Here is a 15524-nt window from a genome sequence, read left to right on the forward strand (position 1 = left end):
CGAAGGTTGAGCGAAGGTTGAGCGAAGGATAAAAGCCTATACAGCTCTCCCCGCTGACGCCCAATTCAGAATTCAAAATTCAGAATTCAAAATTCAAAATTCTTCTCACCGAAGAATAAAGCACCAAAACTAATAAATAATGAATATAAACTAACGATTGAAGACTTAAAATTATTAACTAAAAACTAAGTGTTATTTTTTGATGATAGCTCAAAAAACGAGGGTGTTTTTTAGCAAGTATGCAAAAAACACCCTCTCAAAAAGACCGTTTTTTAAAAGAATCTCAAAAACAAAAAAAATAGATTTTCTAAGAAAAATGTTAAATTTTATATTTTTTACATCAAAAACTTGCATATTACGAAACTTAACAATAATTTTGCGACATTAAAACGAAACAATAATGATTAGTAGAAAAAAAATTATTTTGCTCCTCTTGTTGCCTCTGTGTTCTTTATGGACGATGGCGCAAGAACTTACCGTAAAAGGTACTGTAAAAGATGACTCTGGGCTTGAACTATTAGGTGCTTCAATAGTGGTGAAAGGAACCACTAAAGGGGTAGCTGCCGATGGAGAGGGTCATTATGAAATAAAAGTAAAAAATGGAGATATACTGGTGTTCTCAAGTATGGGATATACCTCACAAGAACGAAAAGTAACCAAAGCAGGTACTATCAATATTGTATTAAGTTCTGATGTACAGCAATTGGAAGGTACTGATGTAGTGGCTGTAGCCTATGGTACTACCGATAAAAAGTCTTTTACAGGCTCTATGGCTACCATAAAAGCTGAAAATATCACACAACGCCAAAGTGCCGATGTGGCTAAAACCTTAGAAGGGGCTGTTTCAGGGGTACAAATTTCTAATAGTTCTGGCGACCCTGGAGCTGGTAGTGCCATCCGCATACGTGGGATTGGCTCTATTTATGGCTCAAGTGCCCCGCTTATTATCTTAGATGGCGCTCCTTATCACGGCAGCCTAAACTCTATCAACAACAGCGATATCGAAAGCCTCAACGTACTAAAAGACGCTTCATCAGCAGCACTTTACGGAGCGCGTGGGGCAAATGGGGTGATTATTATCACTACCAAAAGTGGTAAAAGAGACAAGCTCTCTATTACTGTAGATGCTCGCACAGGCTTCAACACGCGTGGCATACCCGAATATGACAAAATAAGCTCTACCAGCGAATATTACGAAACTTTGTACAACGCTTTGTACAACAAATCATACTTCACTCAAACTACTACCAACACTACCGAACGTTATAACACTGCTACCGCTTGGGCTGCCGATAACTTGATAAAAAACGTCGGAAATGGCTATAATATCTATGATGTACCCGATGACCAATTGGTACTCCCTAACGGAAAACTAAACCCTAATGCCAAACTTAAGTATAAAGATGCCAATTTTAACGATTGGGAAAAAGCACTCTTCAAACCTGGCATACGCGATGAGTACAACCTTAGCCTTACCAAGGGCAACGAAAGCAATAGTTTTTACTTCTCTTTCGGGTATTTAGGTGATGAGGGGTATAACCTCAACTCCTATTTTAATCGCTACTCCTCTCGCTTTTCGTATAAAGGCGATGTTACCCAATGGCTAAAAGCTAATGCCTCTACAATGCTCACTTATACCGAAAAACAAGGTACTGAGTATTCAGGCACTAATAACCCCTTTGAATGGACGCGCTTTATCGCTCCTATATACCCTATTTTTGAACACGATGCCAATGGGTACCCTACTAATAAATACGACTTTGGCGGCGCACGTAAATTCAACGGAAATACCAACCCTGTCGCTACCCAAAAACACGACATTCTATTTTCTAAAAATTACTACCTGAACCAGTCCTTATCCTTAGATATCAACTTACTGAAGAACTTAACCTTCAGCACTTCAGGCAACTTCTATGCTAATTTTTACAACAGCAATGAGTTTACTACTCCTTTGGGAGGCTATGGCAAAGACAGCAATGGTATAGGCAGCCGCTATAGTACCCACGATGTGATTATGACTTTCAACCAATTGCTAAAATACAACCAAAGTTGGGGCAACTATAGCTTTGATGCTTTGTTAGGTCACGAAAGCAACAAAGAAAGATATGCTTCATTAGGAGGTAGTAAAAAGAACTTTTTAGACCCGCTAAACTCTGAGTTTGACAATGCTGCAGTAACCACCTCATTAGGCTCTTATACTACAGGCTATTTTGTAGAAGGTTACTTCGGGCAGCTAAATATGAATTACGATTATAAGTACTTTCTTTCTGCCAGCTTGCGCCGCGATGCTTCATCAGTGTTCGCACCTGAAAATCGCTGGGGTACTTTCTGGTCAGTGGGTGGCTCTTGGCTGGTAAATCGTGAGAAGTTTTTAGAAAAAGTAAGCTTTATCAACAACTTAAAGCTAAAAGCGAGCTATGGAGTGCAGGGTAACGACTATTTGTATTTGCCTAACGGTGGTCGCTCTTACGCTCCTTATCTAAATTTGTATTACGTTACTACCGATGGTACCAAACCGGGTCTGCAAGCTGCCTACAAAGGCAATCGCAACATCACTTGGGAAGAGAGCGGCAACTTCAATACAGGTATAGAAGCCGACTTGTGGGATAACCGCTTGAGCATAGAGGCTGATTTCTTTGTGAAAACCACCAAAAATATGTTGTTCAATATGCCGCTTCCTGCCTCTACAGGTTTCTCGTCAGAGCCTCGCAACGTGGCTGATATGCAAAACAAAGGGGTTGAGTTCTCTATATCGGTTACCCCCGTGCGTACTGAAAACGTAGAATGGCAAATTACTGCCAACGGCTTGTGCTACAAAAACAAAGTGCTAAAACTGCCTGAAGAACTACGTGAAAAAGGACTTGCTACAGGACAACAAATCATCAAAGAAGGAGGTAGTATTTACGACTTCTATATGGTAAAATACGGTGGTGTTGACCCTGAAACAGGAGATGCCCTATTCTGGACTTATACCAAAACAACCTCCAGCGATGCCCAAGAAAGCTGGAACTTATTGGGCAGCGACAAGTATAATTACGAAAAGAGCAAGCAATTTGTAGGAACTTCTATCCCCGACTTGCAAGGTGGCTTTGGCACTTCACTACGTGTGTACAACATAGACCTTTCGGTACAATTCTCTTACCAAATAGGAGGTAAGTTCTACGATTACCAATATTCTTCGTTAATGGGTACCGGCGACTTAGGACGCAATTGGCATACCGATATACGCAAGCGATGGACACCCGAAAACCGAAATACAGATGTACCTCGTTTAGAGTTCGCAGGACTACAAGGTAGCTCATCCGACCGCTTTTTGGTGAGTGCAAGTTACCTATCATTGCGCAACGTGAGCATAGGCTACAACGTACCCCAAGAGGCTGCCGAAAAACTGAAACTTAGCAGCATACGATACTATGTTACAGGTGACAATCTTTACTTGTGGAGCTATCGCAAAGGATTAGACCCCCGCGCAAGCCTTAGCGGTAATGGCTCTGACCGCGCAAGTTACTCACCTATACGCACCATATCGATGGGATTAACACTCAATTTTTAAAACTTACTACGATGAATACATATAAAAAAATCATATTCGCATCGCTCCTTACCTTTCTTTTGGTGGGTTGTTCTAAAGATAATTTTGACCCTCAGCTCACGGGCTACATTTCCGAAGAGCGATTGGAAGAACTGAAACAAAACCCCGAACAAAAAGCTAAACTCATAGATATTGAGCTAAATGGGATTTATAACAGCAATGCCAACTCTACCGATGCTATCAACTTTGGTATCAAATCTATTGACCTGCGCTTAGACCATATGGGATTAGACCTCGTAATGCCTTCCTACCACTGGTTGGGCTACGACTATAACTTTACGGCTGGGCTTTCAAGTGATTATTACAGCAATTCCTACGTGTGGAGCTTTTTGTATAGCCAAATTAGTAGTATCAATACTATTTTGAAAAAGTACTTCCCCAATGGGGTAAATACCTCTACTGATCAAAAAGAATTTCAAAAATATGCTGAGCTAAAATCATTGCGCGCTATTTATTATTTCTACTTAGTAAATATCTATCAGGGTACTTATAAAGGCAACGAAAACAACCCAGGTGTACCTTTGCTATTGGTGCCCACTACCGAAAAATTTGCCCGCTCTACCGTAGAAGAGGTGTACCAACAAATCCTCAGCGACTTTTCTGTAGTAGATGATGCTCGTTTTCAAATCACTACCTCAAAACACGATGTAGATAAAGTAGTGGCGTTGGCTTACCTCTCAAAAGCTTATGCACAACGCGAAGAGTGGAGCCGCGTGAGACAGTATGCCAAAATGATAGTAGATAACGGCAGTATCACCCTTACAAGTGCTGCTGAAGTGGCTTCTAAAGATTGGGATATAAGCAGCAGTGCGTGGCTATGGGGGTATGATATTACAAACCTAACTTCAGGTACGTGGCAGTCGTTCTATTCGTATATAGACAATACGTTGCCTGTGGGCTTTGCTCAATATACTCCTAAAGCGATGTTTAGCTTGCTTTATGAAAAAATAGGCAATAACGATATACGCAAAAAATTGTATATCAACCAAGCGCTATTCCCCGACATCGCTGCTGAATACGAAATGGACGACTATTCTAGCCTAAAATACGTTACCAAAAAAGATGCTACAGGCGATTATTGTTTTATTCGCAAAGAAGACCCTTACTTGTTGTACGTAGAGGCATTGGTAGAATTGGGTGAACTTACTGAAGCAAAAGCAAAACTAACAGATTTGGTAAAAAATTACCGCAACGATACGGCTTACGATATTAGTAGCCTAAACCAAGCTCAGCTACGCGAAGAGGTACGCACCCAACGCCGTATTGAGCTATGGGCTGAAGGTAGTTCTTTCTTCGATTTTAAACGTTGGCGAATGGGTGCTGATAGAACAGTAACTAACTCCAACCACAGCAACAAAATAAACGTACCTGCCAACGACCCAAGATGGATATACCAAATCCCTGATGACGAAATGCAAAATAATACAAAAATGGTTCAGAATAACAGATAGTAACTCTTTTCCATAAAAAGTTGGTTTTTATTTGACAGAGAAATCTTGCTAAAGTTTTTATAGCTTTGGCAAGATTTACTTTTTTTTACTATCTTTGCAAATGATATAACACAAGATACTTGTATAATGACTAAACATCAAGAGCGCGTAGCCGAAACCCTACAGTGTTTTCAGAATAATGACACTGCTATTGCCTTCAGAAAACTGCTGGATTGTGTAGCCGATACGCAACGAATGGAGCTTTACCAAAAGGCTATTACTTTGGTGGAATGGAAAGAGCAACACCCCAACGAAGTAACTACACTTGCCGAAAAAGCTACCGAACTGCTTGGGCAGGTAGCCCAATGCTCGGTGAAAGAAGTAGCTACACAACACCCTGTGCTAAAGGCTGAAAACTTACAAAAAAAATATGGTGCATTCTTCTCATTAGGTCCCATTTCGCTTATGATTCGCAAGGGTCAGGTATATGGCTTAGTGGGCGAAAACGGCAATGGTAAAACAACTTTGTTAAGACTTTTAGCCTATGATTTAGCTTATGATAGTGGCAAACTTACCTACTACTTCCTGCGAGCTCCTAAAAACGACTACGAGCTGCGCACTAAGTTGGCTTATATACCTCAACGCACCGAACGATGGTATGGTAGTTTGAAGGATAATCTCAAATTTGCATTGGCTAACTATGGTGTTCCTGCTGAAGAAAATGAGCTGCGCACCCTCTTAATGATTGCACGCTTAGGCTTATGGCAATATAAGCACCTCACTTGGGATGCGCTTTCATCAGGGTATAAAATGCGTTTTGAGCTAGCGCGTACCTTATTGCGCCAGCCTGAATTACTGCTATTAGACGAGCCTTTAGGAAACTTAGACGTTTTGGCACAACAAACTATATTACAAGACCTAAAGATGATTGCCAACTCGGTTGCTAACCCAATAGCATTGATACTGAGTTCACAACAGTTATTTGAGGTAGAAAAAGTATCTGATAAAGTAATTTTCTTGCGAAAAGGAGAATATAAAGAAAATAGGGACGAGAATCTCAATGAGAGCACTCCAACACAATTGATTGTAGAAATAGAAACTCCTAATAGCCGAGAAGAATTATTGGCAGTATTCAAAAGTTTTGCTCTTGAAAAGCTGCAGTACAACGGAGGCAACTATGTAGCCTATTTCCGCCCCAACACCGATTTTTCGCAACTACTACAGGCTCTTGGCAATGCAGGTATCACGCTTACTTATATACGTAACATATCGTCTTCTACAAGGCGTTTCTTTATGAACCAATAGAAAAATGAATAAAATAAATCAATATCTTTTAGAGCGTTATCCATCAATTTGGAATACTAAATTGGTATGGATGATAAGTGCTGCAGCAGTAATACATTTGCTGTTCTTCGTAATAGGCTTTTTCAGCATAAATGAGCAAGAATTAAAAACAAGCTACTTTAGCACTTTTAGTAGTTATTTTGGCTATCCCTTTTTGCTAAATCTTGTTTTTAGTATACTCTTATTAGTGGGGTGGCTCACCCAACTAAATAAAAACAATGCTTTTAAGCACTTCTACCCTAGCAATCCGCATAAGCTCTTTGGGCAGTTTGCTCAATACTTTGTAATTATTTTTGCCTCCACTACTTTTTTTATATCGTTTGTAATGGGCTCAAAAGTATCTATCCAGCTTAAATACCCCGAAAGCTATATAACTGAGCTAAAAAGTAATTATTTAGAAGAAGAAAAAGAGGCTGACGAGGATAGTTATTACGATGATATGTGGGGTTCAGACCATTACCTCATAAAAAACGTAGAAAATGCCTATGAAGATGCTTTAATACTCTCACCTTTCCTATTAGGAAACTATTTCTTATTGCCTACTTTATTTGTAGCACTTATAGTGTTTTGCGTGCGTGTTACTAGCCTACGGGCGTTCCTGCTAGGAATTGTATTCTCACACGTATTGGCACTGGTTTTGGCTTTCTTTTCAGTGTTTATATCTATTATAACAAGCTACGATGCTATAGGGTATTTGTATATATTTACAGCCTTTGCAGTAATAGCCCTCACCACAGTTTCATTAGGCAAACTACCTAAAAACTTTATAGCTATAGGTATTAACTTTTCACTGATAGTATTTGCTCCTGCACTATTTTCACTATTATTATTGTTTGAATCAAAACAACTGCTTCCTACAGCTACTCCTGTGAGTTACGTGATGCTATTAGGTACCTTAGCTTTTGTGTATGGCTATTCTAAATTCATACATCAATGGAAAGCAACTCCCGAATAAAACTTCTTTTCAACTACAAAAATAAAAATAATGAAGAAAATATTACTTTTTGCTGCAATGCTATCTATAGGAAGTGTGATAGCACAAAGCACCGATGCTACTTATATTTTTTATCATCAGCACGCCAATTTGGTAAACCCTGCGGTAGTGGGGTTGGAAATGGGGCATACAGTATCTGTAGATATTCGCAATCAGTTTCGCGATATGATAGAAGCGCCTCTTACGCAAACCTTCTTTACTACTCACAAGCTGTCGCAACGTGTAGGATTGGGCGTTTCTATAGCCAATAACAAAGTGTTTATACAAAAACAAGCGGGTATTTATGCAGACTTATCGTATGCTATCCCTATTACCTACAATTCTAACCTTATAGGCGGCGTAAAATTTGGTGGTGATGTTTTTAATATTGATGGTAACGAAATGGGGCATTACAACCAATTATACAATTCATACTACCCCAATGGCAATCGTATACACCCCACATATTATTACAACTCTTATTTGCAGACTATTTCAGGAGAGTTTCAAACTAATTTTGGGACTGGACTATATTATGACCATCCTAATTTTTATATAGGATTTTCAATGCCTAATATGTTATCTTCTAAACATGTGCATATTGATAATGAAGTAATGACTTCAATGGCTGAAACTACTTACTATTATATTATGGGAGGATATTTTTGGCGCATCGCTCCTGATTTCACTATCAAACCACGCTTACAGATGTGTTTAGCTGAAGGTCGTACTCCTTCTACCGATCTTACCATTGCTGCTAATTTTGTAGAACGTGCTGAATTAGGACTTACCTACCGTACTGCCAAAGCTGCAAGTATCTACCTACTATTCAACCTTCCTGATTACTACGTTTCCATAGGTTATGGTTTTGAAAGCTATTTCCAAACTCACCTCAATTTACAATCACGTAATTCACACGAATTTTTAGTACAATTCAAGTGGTAGTTAGTATCCTTACCCTATAACATATATAAAAAAGAAAGCTCTCCTTAAAAAGGAAAGCTTTCATCGGTTTACTATAAACCCGTGTAAAAATATTTACACAAAACAACACAACTAAATTTTAATTGCGGTCTGGACGGGACTCGAACCCGCGACCCCATGCGTGACAGGCATGTATTCTAACCAACTGAACTACCAGACCCATTAAACTGTGCAATTCATTTCTTCATTGCGGTTGCAAAGGTACTACTTTTTTCATTACCTGCAAATTTTTTGACAACTTTTTTTCATTTTTTTTTCATTTTTACAACACTACAACTGATTATCAACAACTTACATTTTAAATATTTTTACTACTACTTGCTGTTTTTAGGTGCAATTCTACTGCTTTGCTATCGGTAAGGCTTGCAATATAGCAGGTAATTGCCATCACTTTTTGATATAATGTACCTTTTTGATGGTATTTTTCAGGTAGTTTTTTAAGTAATAATTTATCAAATGAGGTAACTTTTCCTTTTTCTTCATTGATAATTGCGGTAAAAAATATATCTAACAAGTGTTGTAAAATTACATAACCTTGCACTTCTTTTTCTACTACCTCATCTGATTGGTAAATATGTTGTACACTATAACTAATGATTTTGTCGATTTGTGCTTTATATTGGCTTAATTTCAAAAGCGATTGATGAAAATCTCCCTGTAAAATAGCCGCTTCATTGGCTAAGAAAATATCTGTAGCTTCTTGTATAAGCGTACCTATAGCTACAGCACGCAAATAAGCTATTCGTTCCTCTTTAGTTTGTAGTAGCTCGTATTTGTTGCGATTTATTCTCCCCTGAATAATACCCTCCATATATTCTAAAGCTAAAGGTTCAGGTATTAGTCCTAAATTGATACCATCTTCAAAATCAATAATAGTATAGCATATATCATCGGCAGCTTCTACTAAAAAAGCTAACGGATGCCGTGCATAGCGCAAATCATCATTATTGCTATTCGATTTGAGGCCTAATCTTTCGGCAACCTCCTTAAAGAACGCTTTATCCTCTTGAAAAAATCCGTATTTTTTATCCTCTACATTATCAGTAGGCTGCACAGGCAATGACTCTTTAGGATACTTAGTAAAAGCACCTAAGGTAGCATACGTAAGGCGCAAACCACCTTCTACTCCCATACGTGTTTCATTCAATATTCTAAAGCCATTGGCGTTCCCCTCAAAGTTACACAAGTCGGCGTATTGTTTTGCTGTAAGCAGACTTTTAAGGTCGGCTCCTTTTTTATACTGAAAAAACTCACCTATAGCTTTTTCGCCACTATGTCCGAAGGGTGGATTGCCAATATCGTGAGCTACCGCAGCAGCTGCTACAATAGCGCCAAAATCGTTAGTTTGATAGCCTAATTCGTGCAAGTGAGGGTATTTGGCAAGCAAATGCTTTCCTACGCTACGTCCTAAACTACGCCCTACTACTGATACTTCAATACTATGCGTTAGGCGTGTATGAACAAAGCCTGTTTTGGAAAGAGGGATTACCTGTGTTTTATCTTGCAAGCTGCGGAAAGCGCTAGAAAACACCACCCTATCGTAGTCCATATCAAAGCTAAGGCGCGTTTCATCTTCTTTAAGACGAGGTCGTGAGGTAGTGTCGCCGTATTTATTGAGTGAAAGTAAGTTCTCCCAAATCATATTTTTCTTCAATTAGTAAATTGTATCTATTTTTTGGCACTAAGGTACAGGGTCGTAACCACTTCCGCCCCAAGGGTGGCAGCTACTGATGCGTTTTATAGCCAGCCAGCCTCCTTTAAAAGCACCATATTTTTTAAGAGCTTCGAGAGCGTATTGCGAACAAGTAGGGGTATAACGACAAGAAGGTGGTTTCAGAGGAGAAACCACCACTTGATAAAAACGTACCAAAAAAATCAAAAGATATTTCATTGGTAATTTGTCTGTTAGCCAATTAGCTAAAACGTTGAATAACCTCGTTGCTTACTCCAGTGTTGGAGAAACCGCCATCGTGGTAAAGATTTTGCATAGTTACCTTGCGAGTAAGGTCGGAGAAGAGGCTAACAGTATAATCGGCACAATCTTGAGCTGAAGCGTTTCCTAATGGCGACATAGCATCGGCATAGGCAATAAAGCCGCTAAAACCTTTCACTCCTTGCCCAGCAGTAGTAGGCGTAGGTGATTGCGAAATGGTGTTTACACGCACCTTTTTATCTTTACCGAAGAAGTAGCCAAAACTACGCGCTATAGACTCTAGATAAGCCTTGTTATCAGCCATATCGTTATAGTCGGGGAAAGTGCGTTGTGCAGCCATATAGGTAAGAGCTACGATGCTTCCCCACTCATTCATCGCATCATTTCTGTAAAGCACTTGGCATACTTTGTGGAATGAAAGTGCTGATACATCCCAGCCTTTTTCGGTATTTACGTAGTTGGATTCGGTGTAAGGAATGTTTTTGCGCACATTTACCGACATACCGATAGAGTGCAATACAAAATCTAACTTACCGCCTAATATTTCCATAGCTTTGGTTACCAAGTTTTCTAAATCCTCCATATTGGTAGCATCGGCAGGGATAATTTCAGAGCCTGTTTTTTCGGCTAAGTTTTTTATTTGCCCCATACGCATTGCCACAGGAGCATTAGTAAGCACAAACTTACCCCCCTCTTCGTGTACACGTTCGGCGGTTTTCCAAGCTATTGAGTTTTCGTCTAAAGCGCCGAAGATAATACCTTTTTTTCCTTTTAATAAATTATACATCTTTTTAAAATTAATGTTTTACGTTTTTCTGATGGCAAAGATATAAAATAATGTTTAATTATTGATGGTTAATGGTTAAAAATAGTGATTAGGAAGTTGCATAAAAGGCACAAGCAACAAGCTTGCACCAGCGGGGCAACTAAGCTTCAAATTCTTTCAGTGTACTGATGATAATAGATAGGCAGTCTTTTAGCTGCTGTTCATTCATTACTAATGGAGGTGCAAACCTGATAATATTGCCGTGAGTAGGTTTGGCAAGCAAGCCTTTATCGCGCATTCTTAGGCAGATATTCCACGCTGTATCACTATCTTCGGTATCGTTGATAACTACAGCATTCAGCAATCCTTTTCCGCGTACTAAAGTAGCGACATTAGAAGTTTTGATATAATCACTGAGTTCTTTGCGGAAAATTTCGCCCAAACGTGCTGCGTTTTCGGCTAACTGCTCATCTTTTACTACTTGCAAGGCTTCTATAGCTACTGCTGCAGCTAATGGATTTCCGCCAAAGGTACTACCGTGTTGTCCTGCTTTTATAACGTGCATAATGCTATCATCGGCGAGGACGGCACTCACTGGGTATACGCCCCCACTAAGAGCTTTACCAAGAACTAAAATGTCGGGTTTTACGTTTTCGTGGTCTACGGCTAAACGTTTTCCTGTACGCGCTACGCCTGTTTGTACTTCATCGGCTATGAAAAGAGCATTGTACTTTTCGCACAAAGCTTTAGCTTTGCTTAGGTAACCTTCAGAAGGCACATATACGCCCGCTTCTCCCTGTATAGGCTCTACCAAAAAGCCCGCTACAGTGGTAGGATTTTCGGCAAGTACTTTTTCTAAAGCAGGCAGGTTGTTATAGGGTACGGATACGAAACCAGGTGTATAAGGTCCGAAGTTAGAACGAGCATTTTTGTCGGATGAAAAAGAGACTACCGTAGTGGTGCGCCCGTGGAAGTTTTGGTCGCATACGATGATAATAGCCGCACTTTCGGGCACTCCTTTTTGTTCGTATGCCCATTTGCGACATATTTTGATGGCTGTTTCTACTGCTTCAGCTCCTGTATTCATAGGCAATACTTTTTCAAAACCGAAATATTCGGTAATATACTTTTCGTAGAGTCCAAGCTTATCGTTGTAGAAAGCACGTGAGGTAAGTGTAAGTGTTTGAGCTTGCTCGGTAAGGGCTTTGATAATACGGGGGTGGCAATGCCCCTGATTGACTGCTGAATAGGATGATAGAAAATCATAATAGCGTTTGCCTTCTACGTCCCACACGTATACCCCTTGTCCTTTGCTAAGCACTACTGGCAGCGGATGATAGTTATGAGCTCCGTACTTATCTTCAAGAGCCATAGCATGTTCTGAGGTTAATGTATTTTTTGTCATATAATTAATTTGTTAATTTGTTCTGTACATTGAAAGGAATTGTTCGGGGGTTAGTACCGATATATCATCTACTACAAAATCCTTTACATTGCGTGTTACTACAATAGGAATACCATATTCTTTAGCGGTAAAGTATTGATAACCATCTTCTATATCTTTAAAACTAGAATAGAGTGATTTTTTGATAATATGCTTGTCAAAAGGTAATATTCTCAGCACTTGTGTTAAAACATTCAATATATACTTGCATTCGGCTTCTTTATATTCTCTTGATAGGAAGTGGGTTGTGCTACCAAAAGACAAAGCTGAAATGTATAACATTACTTTTTGGTATTCTCCTAAAGAAAATATCTCTTCTGCATTCTTAAAAAAGTATTTTCTACGAAGCACATAGTCTAATATCACATTCGTATCAATAAGAGCTTTCATTAGTTATGTTTTTTTAATATCAACCTACATAATTCATCTTCATATTCTTGTGTCATATCATAAGGTTTCAATATAGCTCTGAGTGCTTTTATTGAAGGAGCAATATTATCATTACAATTCTCTTCTTGCTTATCAACAAAAAGGGGATTAAGAGTTTTATCTTCTTCAATTATTTTGCTTTCATCAAAAGGTTTTAGTATGCTTCTTAAGCTTTTTATAAGAGGGGCAACCTCTTCTCTTTCCTCTTCAGTTGCTATATCTTCTTGATATGCGATATTATCTTCTACTAAGGTAGTATTTAATTCTACTATATTCATTTTTCTATTTTACAATTTAATGATTAGGCAATGTTTAACTGACTCTGTACATTGAAAGGAATTGTTCGGGAGTTAGTACCGATATATCATCTACTACAAAATCCTTTACATTGCGTGTTACTACAATAGGAATACCATATTCTTTAGCGGTAAAGTATTGATAACCATCTTCTATATCTTTAAAACTAGAATAGAGTGCGTTTTCAATAATCCTCTGATTGAAAGGGAGTATTTTAACTATTTTACTTAAGTTTCTCAAAACACTTCTAATGTCTCTTCCTTTGATATGTTTTTCCAGATGGTATGTAATACTAGCAAATGATACTGCTGACAAACACAATGTTATTCTACCTTTATCGGATAGTGAAAATATTTTTTCAGCATTCAGATAAAAGCTGTGTCGTTGTAGAAGCAAATCTAATACAACATTGGCATCAATAAATACTTTCATTTAGGTGTTTACTGTGTTTTTCTAAAAAATGTAAATGATATTCTTTTTTCCAATCTTCTTCATCGGAATCTTTAATCGCTTGTATCAATTCTTCTTGAGTACCCAATACTCCTGAAAGGCTTTTTACAAGCGGTGTAATTTCTATATCATCTATATCAAGTTCTTCCTGATAAGCTACATTTCCTTCTACTAAGGTGGTATTCAACTCTATTACGTTCATTTTTTCCTTGTTTTAAATATTATTGTAGCATTAGGGCTCCTACGGTGGCGTTGCTGGTTTCGTCTATCAGTATGGCGCTTCCCATAGGTGGATTTTCGGCAAAGGGGTCGTATACTAAAGGGGCTGCTGCTTTTAGGCGTATTTTGGCTATTTCGTTGAGTTTTAAACTTTCTGCTTCGTCTTGTTGCTGAAGTGTATTTACATCTATCTTGTAAATGATTTCTTTTACAATAACTCTCACCAAGCGGCTGCGCTGTTGCAATAGGTATTTATTGCCTTCGCTAAGGGAGCGTTTATCCATCCAGCATACAATGGCTTCTACTTCTTGATTTTGAAGGGGCTGAGTGGCTTCACTCACGAGGTAATCTCCTCGCGAAATATCGATATCGTCATCAATATGTATTACTACGGGGGTTCCTGCTTTTGCCTCTGATACTTCTTTACCATTATGTTCTATCTTGCTGATAGTAGTGCTAATACCTTCGGGAAGTACTACAATGGCATCGCCTTTACGATAATTGCCTGAAATGATTTCGCCTGCATAGCCTCGATAGTCGTGAAGGGCTTCTGTTTGAGGGCGTATCACATATTGCACTTGAAAGCGGGGTTGTGTATAGCTATGGGGGTTGATTTCTACTGTTTCTAAGAATTCTAAGAGTGAAACTCCTTTGTACCAAGTCATTGCTTGGGTAGTATTGACAATATTATCACCTACAAAAGCTGAAATAGGGAAGTAATGAACGTTTTTGAGCCCTAAATGGGTTGCGATTTGTTGATATTCGTTTTTAATTGAGTTGAAAGTTTCTTCGGAATAGCCTACTAAGTCCATTTTATTGACAGCTACTACTACTTCGGGGATATTGAGCAGTGAAGCGATAATGGAATGACGGCGTGTTTGCTCGGTAATACCATTACGGGCATCTACTAAAATGATAATAAGCTGCGAATTGGAAGCTCCTGTTATCATATTTCGGGTATATTGGGTATGCCCAGGCGCATCGGCAATGATAAATTTGCGTTTTGGAGTTGCAAAATAGCGATAAGCTACATCAATGGTAATGCCTTGTTCTCGTTCGGCACGGAGCCCATCGGTGAGGATGGCGAGGTCTATTCCATCTTCATTTTTGTTTTTAGATTGTTGTTCGAGAGCTTCTAACTGGTCAGCTAAGATACTTTTGCTATCATAGAGTAATCGCCCTATAAGGGTACTTTTACCGTCATCTACGCTTCCTGCTGTAATAAATCGTAATATATTCATTTTCTATTATTCGTTATTGCTGTTAGTGATTAAACTCTGCAAAGATATGAAATAATTTTGAATTATGAATTATGAATTGTGTTTTTCTTGCTGGGAGTGTGTTTATTGTTCGTCACATACTCGGCTGTGCCAGCTCGCCGACTTTCCTTCGCTTATCCTTCGCTGAAGGTTCGGTGAGAAGAATTTTGAATTTTGAATTTTGAATTGGTGGGACGGATGGGACTTGTGAGACTTTTGGGACGGGTAGGACTTGTGGGAGTGGTGAGTGAATTTTGAATTTTGAATTGGGCACAAGCTGCAAGCTTGCGCCAGCAGGAGGGGAGACGGGAAGTAATTGTATAGTAGGCACGAGCTACAAGCTCGCGCCAGCGGAGGGCGAGCCGCACGGGTGTCACGTCCTAAAAAAGGTTTACAGTTATCTT

At 39.0% G+C, this 15524-nt stretch carries 14 protein-coding genes and 1 tRNA gene; 5 read left to right on the forward strand and 10 right to left on the reverse strand.

What is annotated here, in order from left to right:
* Positions 1 to 400: 400 nt before the first annotated feature.
* The 5 genes from HMPREF9075_RS05305 to HMPREF9075_RS05325 all read left to right on the forward strand — a co-directional run bounded on the left by HMPREF9075_RS05305 (position 401) and on the right by HMPREF9075_RS05325 (position 8284).
* Positions 401 to 3553, forward strand: a complete 3153-nt coding sequence (locus tag HMPREF9075_RS05305; protein ID WP_034556929.1) for a TonB-dependent receptor — start codon at positions 401 to 403, stop codon at positions 3551 to 3553.
* Between the two features lie 11 nt (positions 3554 to 3564).
* Positions 3565 to 5043, forward strand: a complete 1479-nt coding sequence (locus HMPREF9075_RS05310) for a RagB/SusD family nutrient uptake outer membrane protein (RefSeq protein WP_009415467.1) — start codon at positions 3565 to 3567, stop codon at positions 5041 to 5043.
* Positions 5044 to 5169: 126 nt separating this feature from the next.
* A complete protein-coding gene (locus tag HMPREF9075_RS05315) occupies positions 5170 to 6327 on the forward strand; it encodes an ATP-binding cassette domain-containing protein (RefSeq protein WP_009415468.1) in 1158 nt (385 codons plus the stop codon).
* Between the two features lie 4 nt (positions 6328 to 6331).
* Positions 6332 to 7321: a hypothetical protein gene (locus HMPREF9075_RS05320; RefSeq protein ID WP_009415469.1), complete on the forward strand. Its 990-nt coding sequence runs from the start codon at positions 6332 to 6334 to the stop codon at positions 7319 to 7321.
* 30 nt (positions 7322 to 7351) lie between these two features.
* Positions 7352 to 8284: a PorP/SprF family type IX secretion system membrane protein gene (locus tag HMPREF9075_RS05325; protein ID WP_009751380.1), complete on the forward strand. Its 933-nt coding sequence runs from the start codon at positions 7352 to 7354 to the stop codon at positions 8282 to 8284.
* Between the two features lie 125 nt (positions 8285 to 8409).
* On the opposite strand, the gene HMPREF9075_RS05330 is transcribed toward HMPREF9075_RS05325, so the two are convergent.
* The 10 genes from HMPREF9075_RS05330 to HMPREF9075_RS05375 all read right to left on the reverse strand — a co-directional run bounded on the left by HMPREF9075_RS05330 (position 8410) and on the right by HMPREF9075_RS05375 (position 15102).
* Positions 8410 to 8483: transfer RNA gene (locus HMPREF9075_RS05330), tRNA-Asp, on the reverse strand.
* Between the two features lie 138 nt (positions 8484 to 8621).
* Positions 8622 to 9965 (reverse strand): dGTP triphosphohydrolase, encoded by a 1344-nt coding sequence (gene dgt / locus HMPREF9075_RS05335; protein ID WP_009751381.1) that lies wholly within the window; start codon positions 9963 to 9965, stop codon positions 8622 to 8624.
* Between the two features lie 39 nt (positions 9966 to 10004).
* The gene (gene yidD / locus HMPREF9075_RS05340; RefSeq protein ID WP_009751382.1) at positions 10005 to 10214 is read right to left on the reverse strand and encodes a membrane protein insertion efficiency factor YidD; all 210 of its coding nucleotides are present in this window, start codon (positions 10212 to 10214) and stop codon (positions 10005 to 10007) included.
* A gap of 22 nt (positions 10215 to 10236) precedes the next feature.
* Positions 10237 to 11043: an enoyl-ACP reductase gene (locus HMPREF9075_RS05345; RefSeq protein WP_009751383.1), complete on the reverse strand. Its 807-nt coding sequence runs from the start codon at positions 11041 to 11043 to the stop codon at positions 10237 to 10239.
* Between the two features lie 139 nt (positions 11044 to 11182).
* The gene (gene rocD / locus HMPREF9075_RS05350; protein WP_009751384.1) at positions 11183 to 12427 is read right to left on the reverse strand and encodes an ornithine--oxo-acid transaminase; all 1245 of its coding nucleotides are present in this window, start codon (positions 12425 to 12427) and stop codon (positions 11183 to 11185) included.
* Between the two features lie 12 nt (positions 12428 to 12439).
* Positions 12440 to 12856, reverse strand: a complete 417-nt coding sequence (locus HMPREF9075_RS05355; RefSeq protein ID WP_009751385.1) for a PIN domain-containing protein — start codon at positions 12854 to 12856, stop codon at positions 12440 to 12442.
* Positions 12856 to 13173 carry a hypothetical protein gene (locus HMPREF9075_RS05360; protein ID WP_009751386.1) on the reverse strand — a complete coding sequence of 106 codons (318 nt, stop codon included), beginning with the start codon at positions 13171 to 13173 and terminating at the stop codon, positions 12856 to 12858. Before HMPREF9075_RS05360 ends, HMPREF9075_RS05355 begins: the two co-directional genes overlap by 1 nt.
* A gap of 34 nt (positions 13174 to 13207) precedes the next feature.
* Positions 13208 to 13624, reverse strand: a complete 417-nt coding sequence (locus HMPREF9075_RS05365; protein WP_009751387.1) for a PIN domain-containing protein — start codon at positions 13622 to 13624, stop codon at positions 13208 to 13210.
* Positions 13608 to 13844, reverse strand: coding sequence for a hypothetical protein (locus HMPREF9075_RS05370; RefSeq protein WP_009751388.1), 237 nt, complete (start codon positions 13842 to 13844; stop codon positions 13608 to 13610). The genes HMPREF9075_RS05365 and HMPREF9075_RS05370 overlap by 17 nt, the downstream gene beginning before the upstream one ends.
* Before the next feature lie 19 nt (positions 13845 to 13863).
* On the reverse strand, positions 13864 to 15102 hold the full coding sequence (locus HMPREF9075_RS05375) for a sulfate adenylyltransferase subunit 1 (RefSeq protein ID WP_009751389.1): 1239 nt from the start codon (positions 15100 to 15102) through the stop codon (positions 13864 to 13866).
* Positions 15103 to 15524 lie beyond the last annotated feature (422 nt).

This window comes from Capnocytophaga sp. oral taxon 332 str. F0381, assembly GCF_000318275.2.
GTDB lineage: Bacteria > Bacteroidota > Bacteroidia > Flavobacteriales > Flavobacteriaceae > Capnocytophaga > Capnocytophaga bilenii.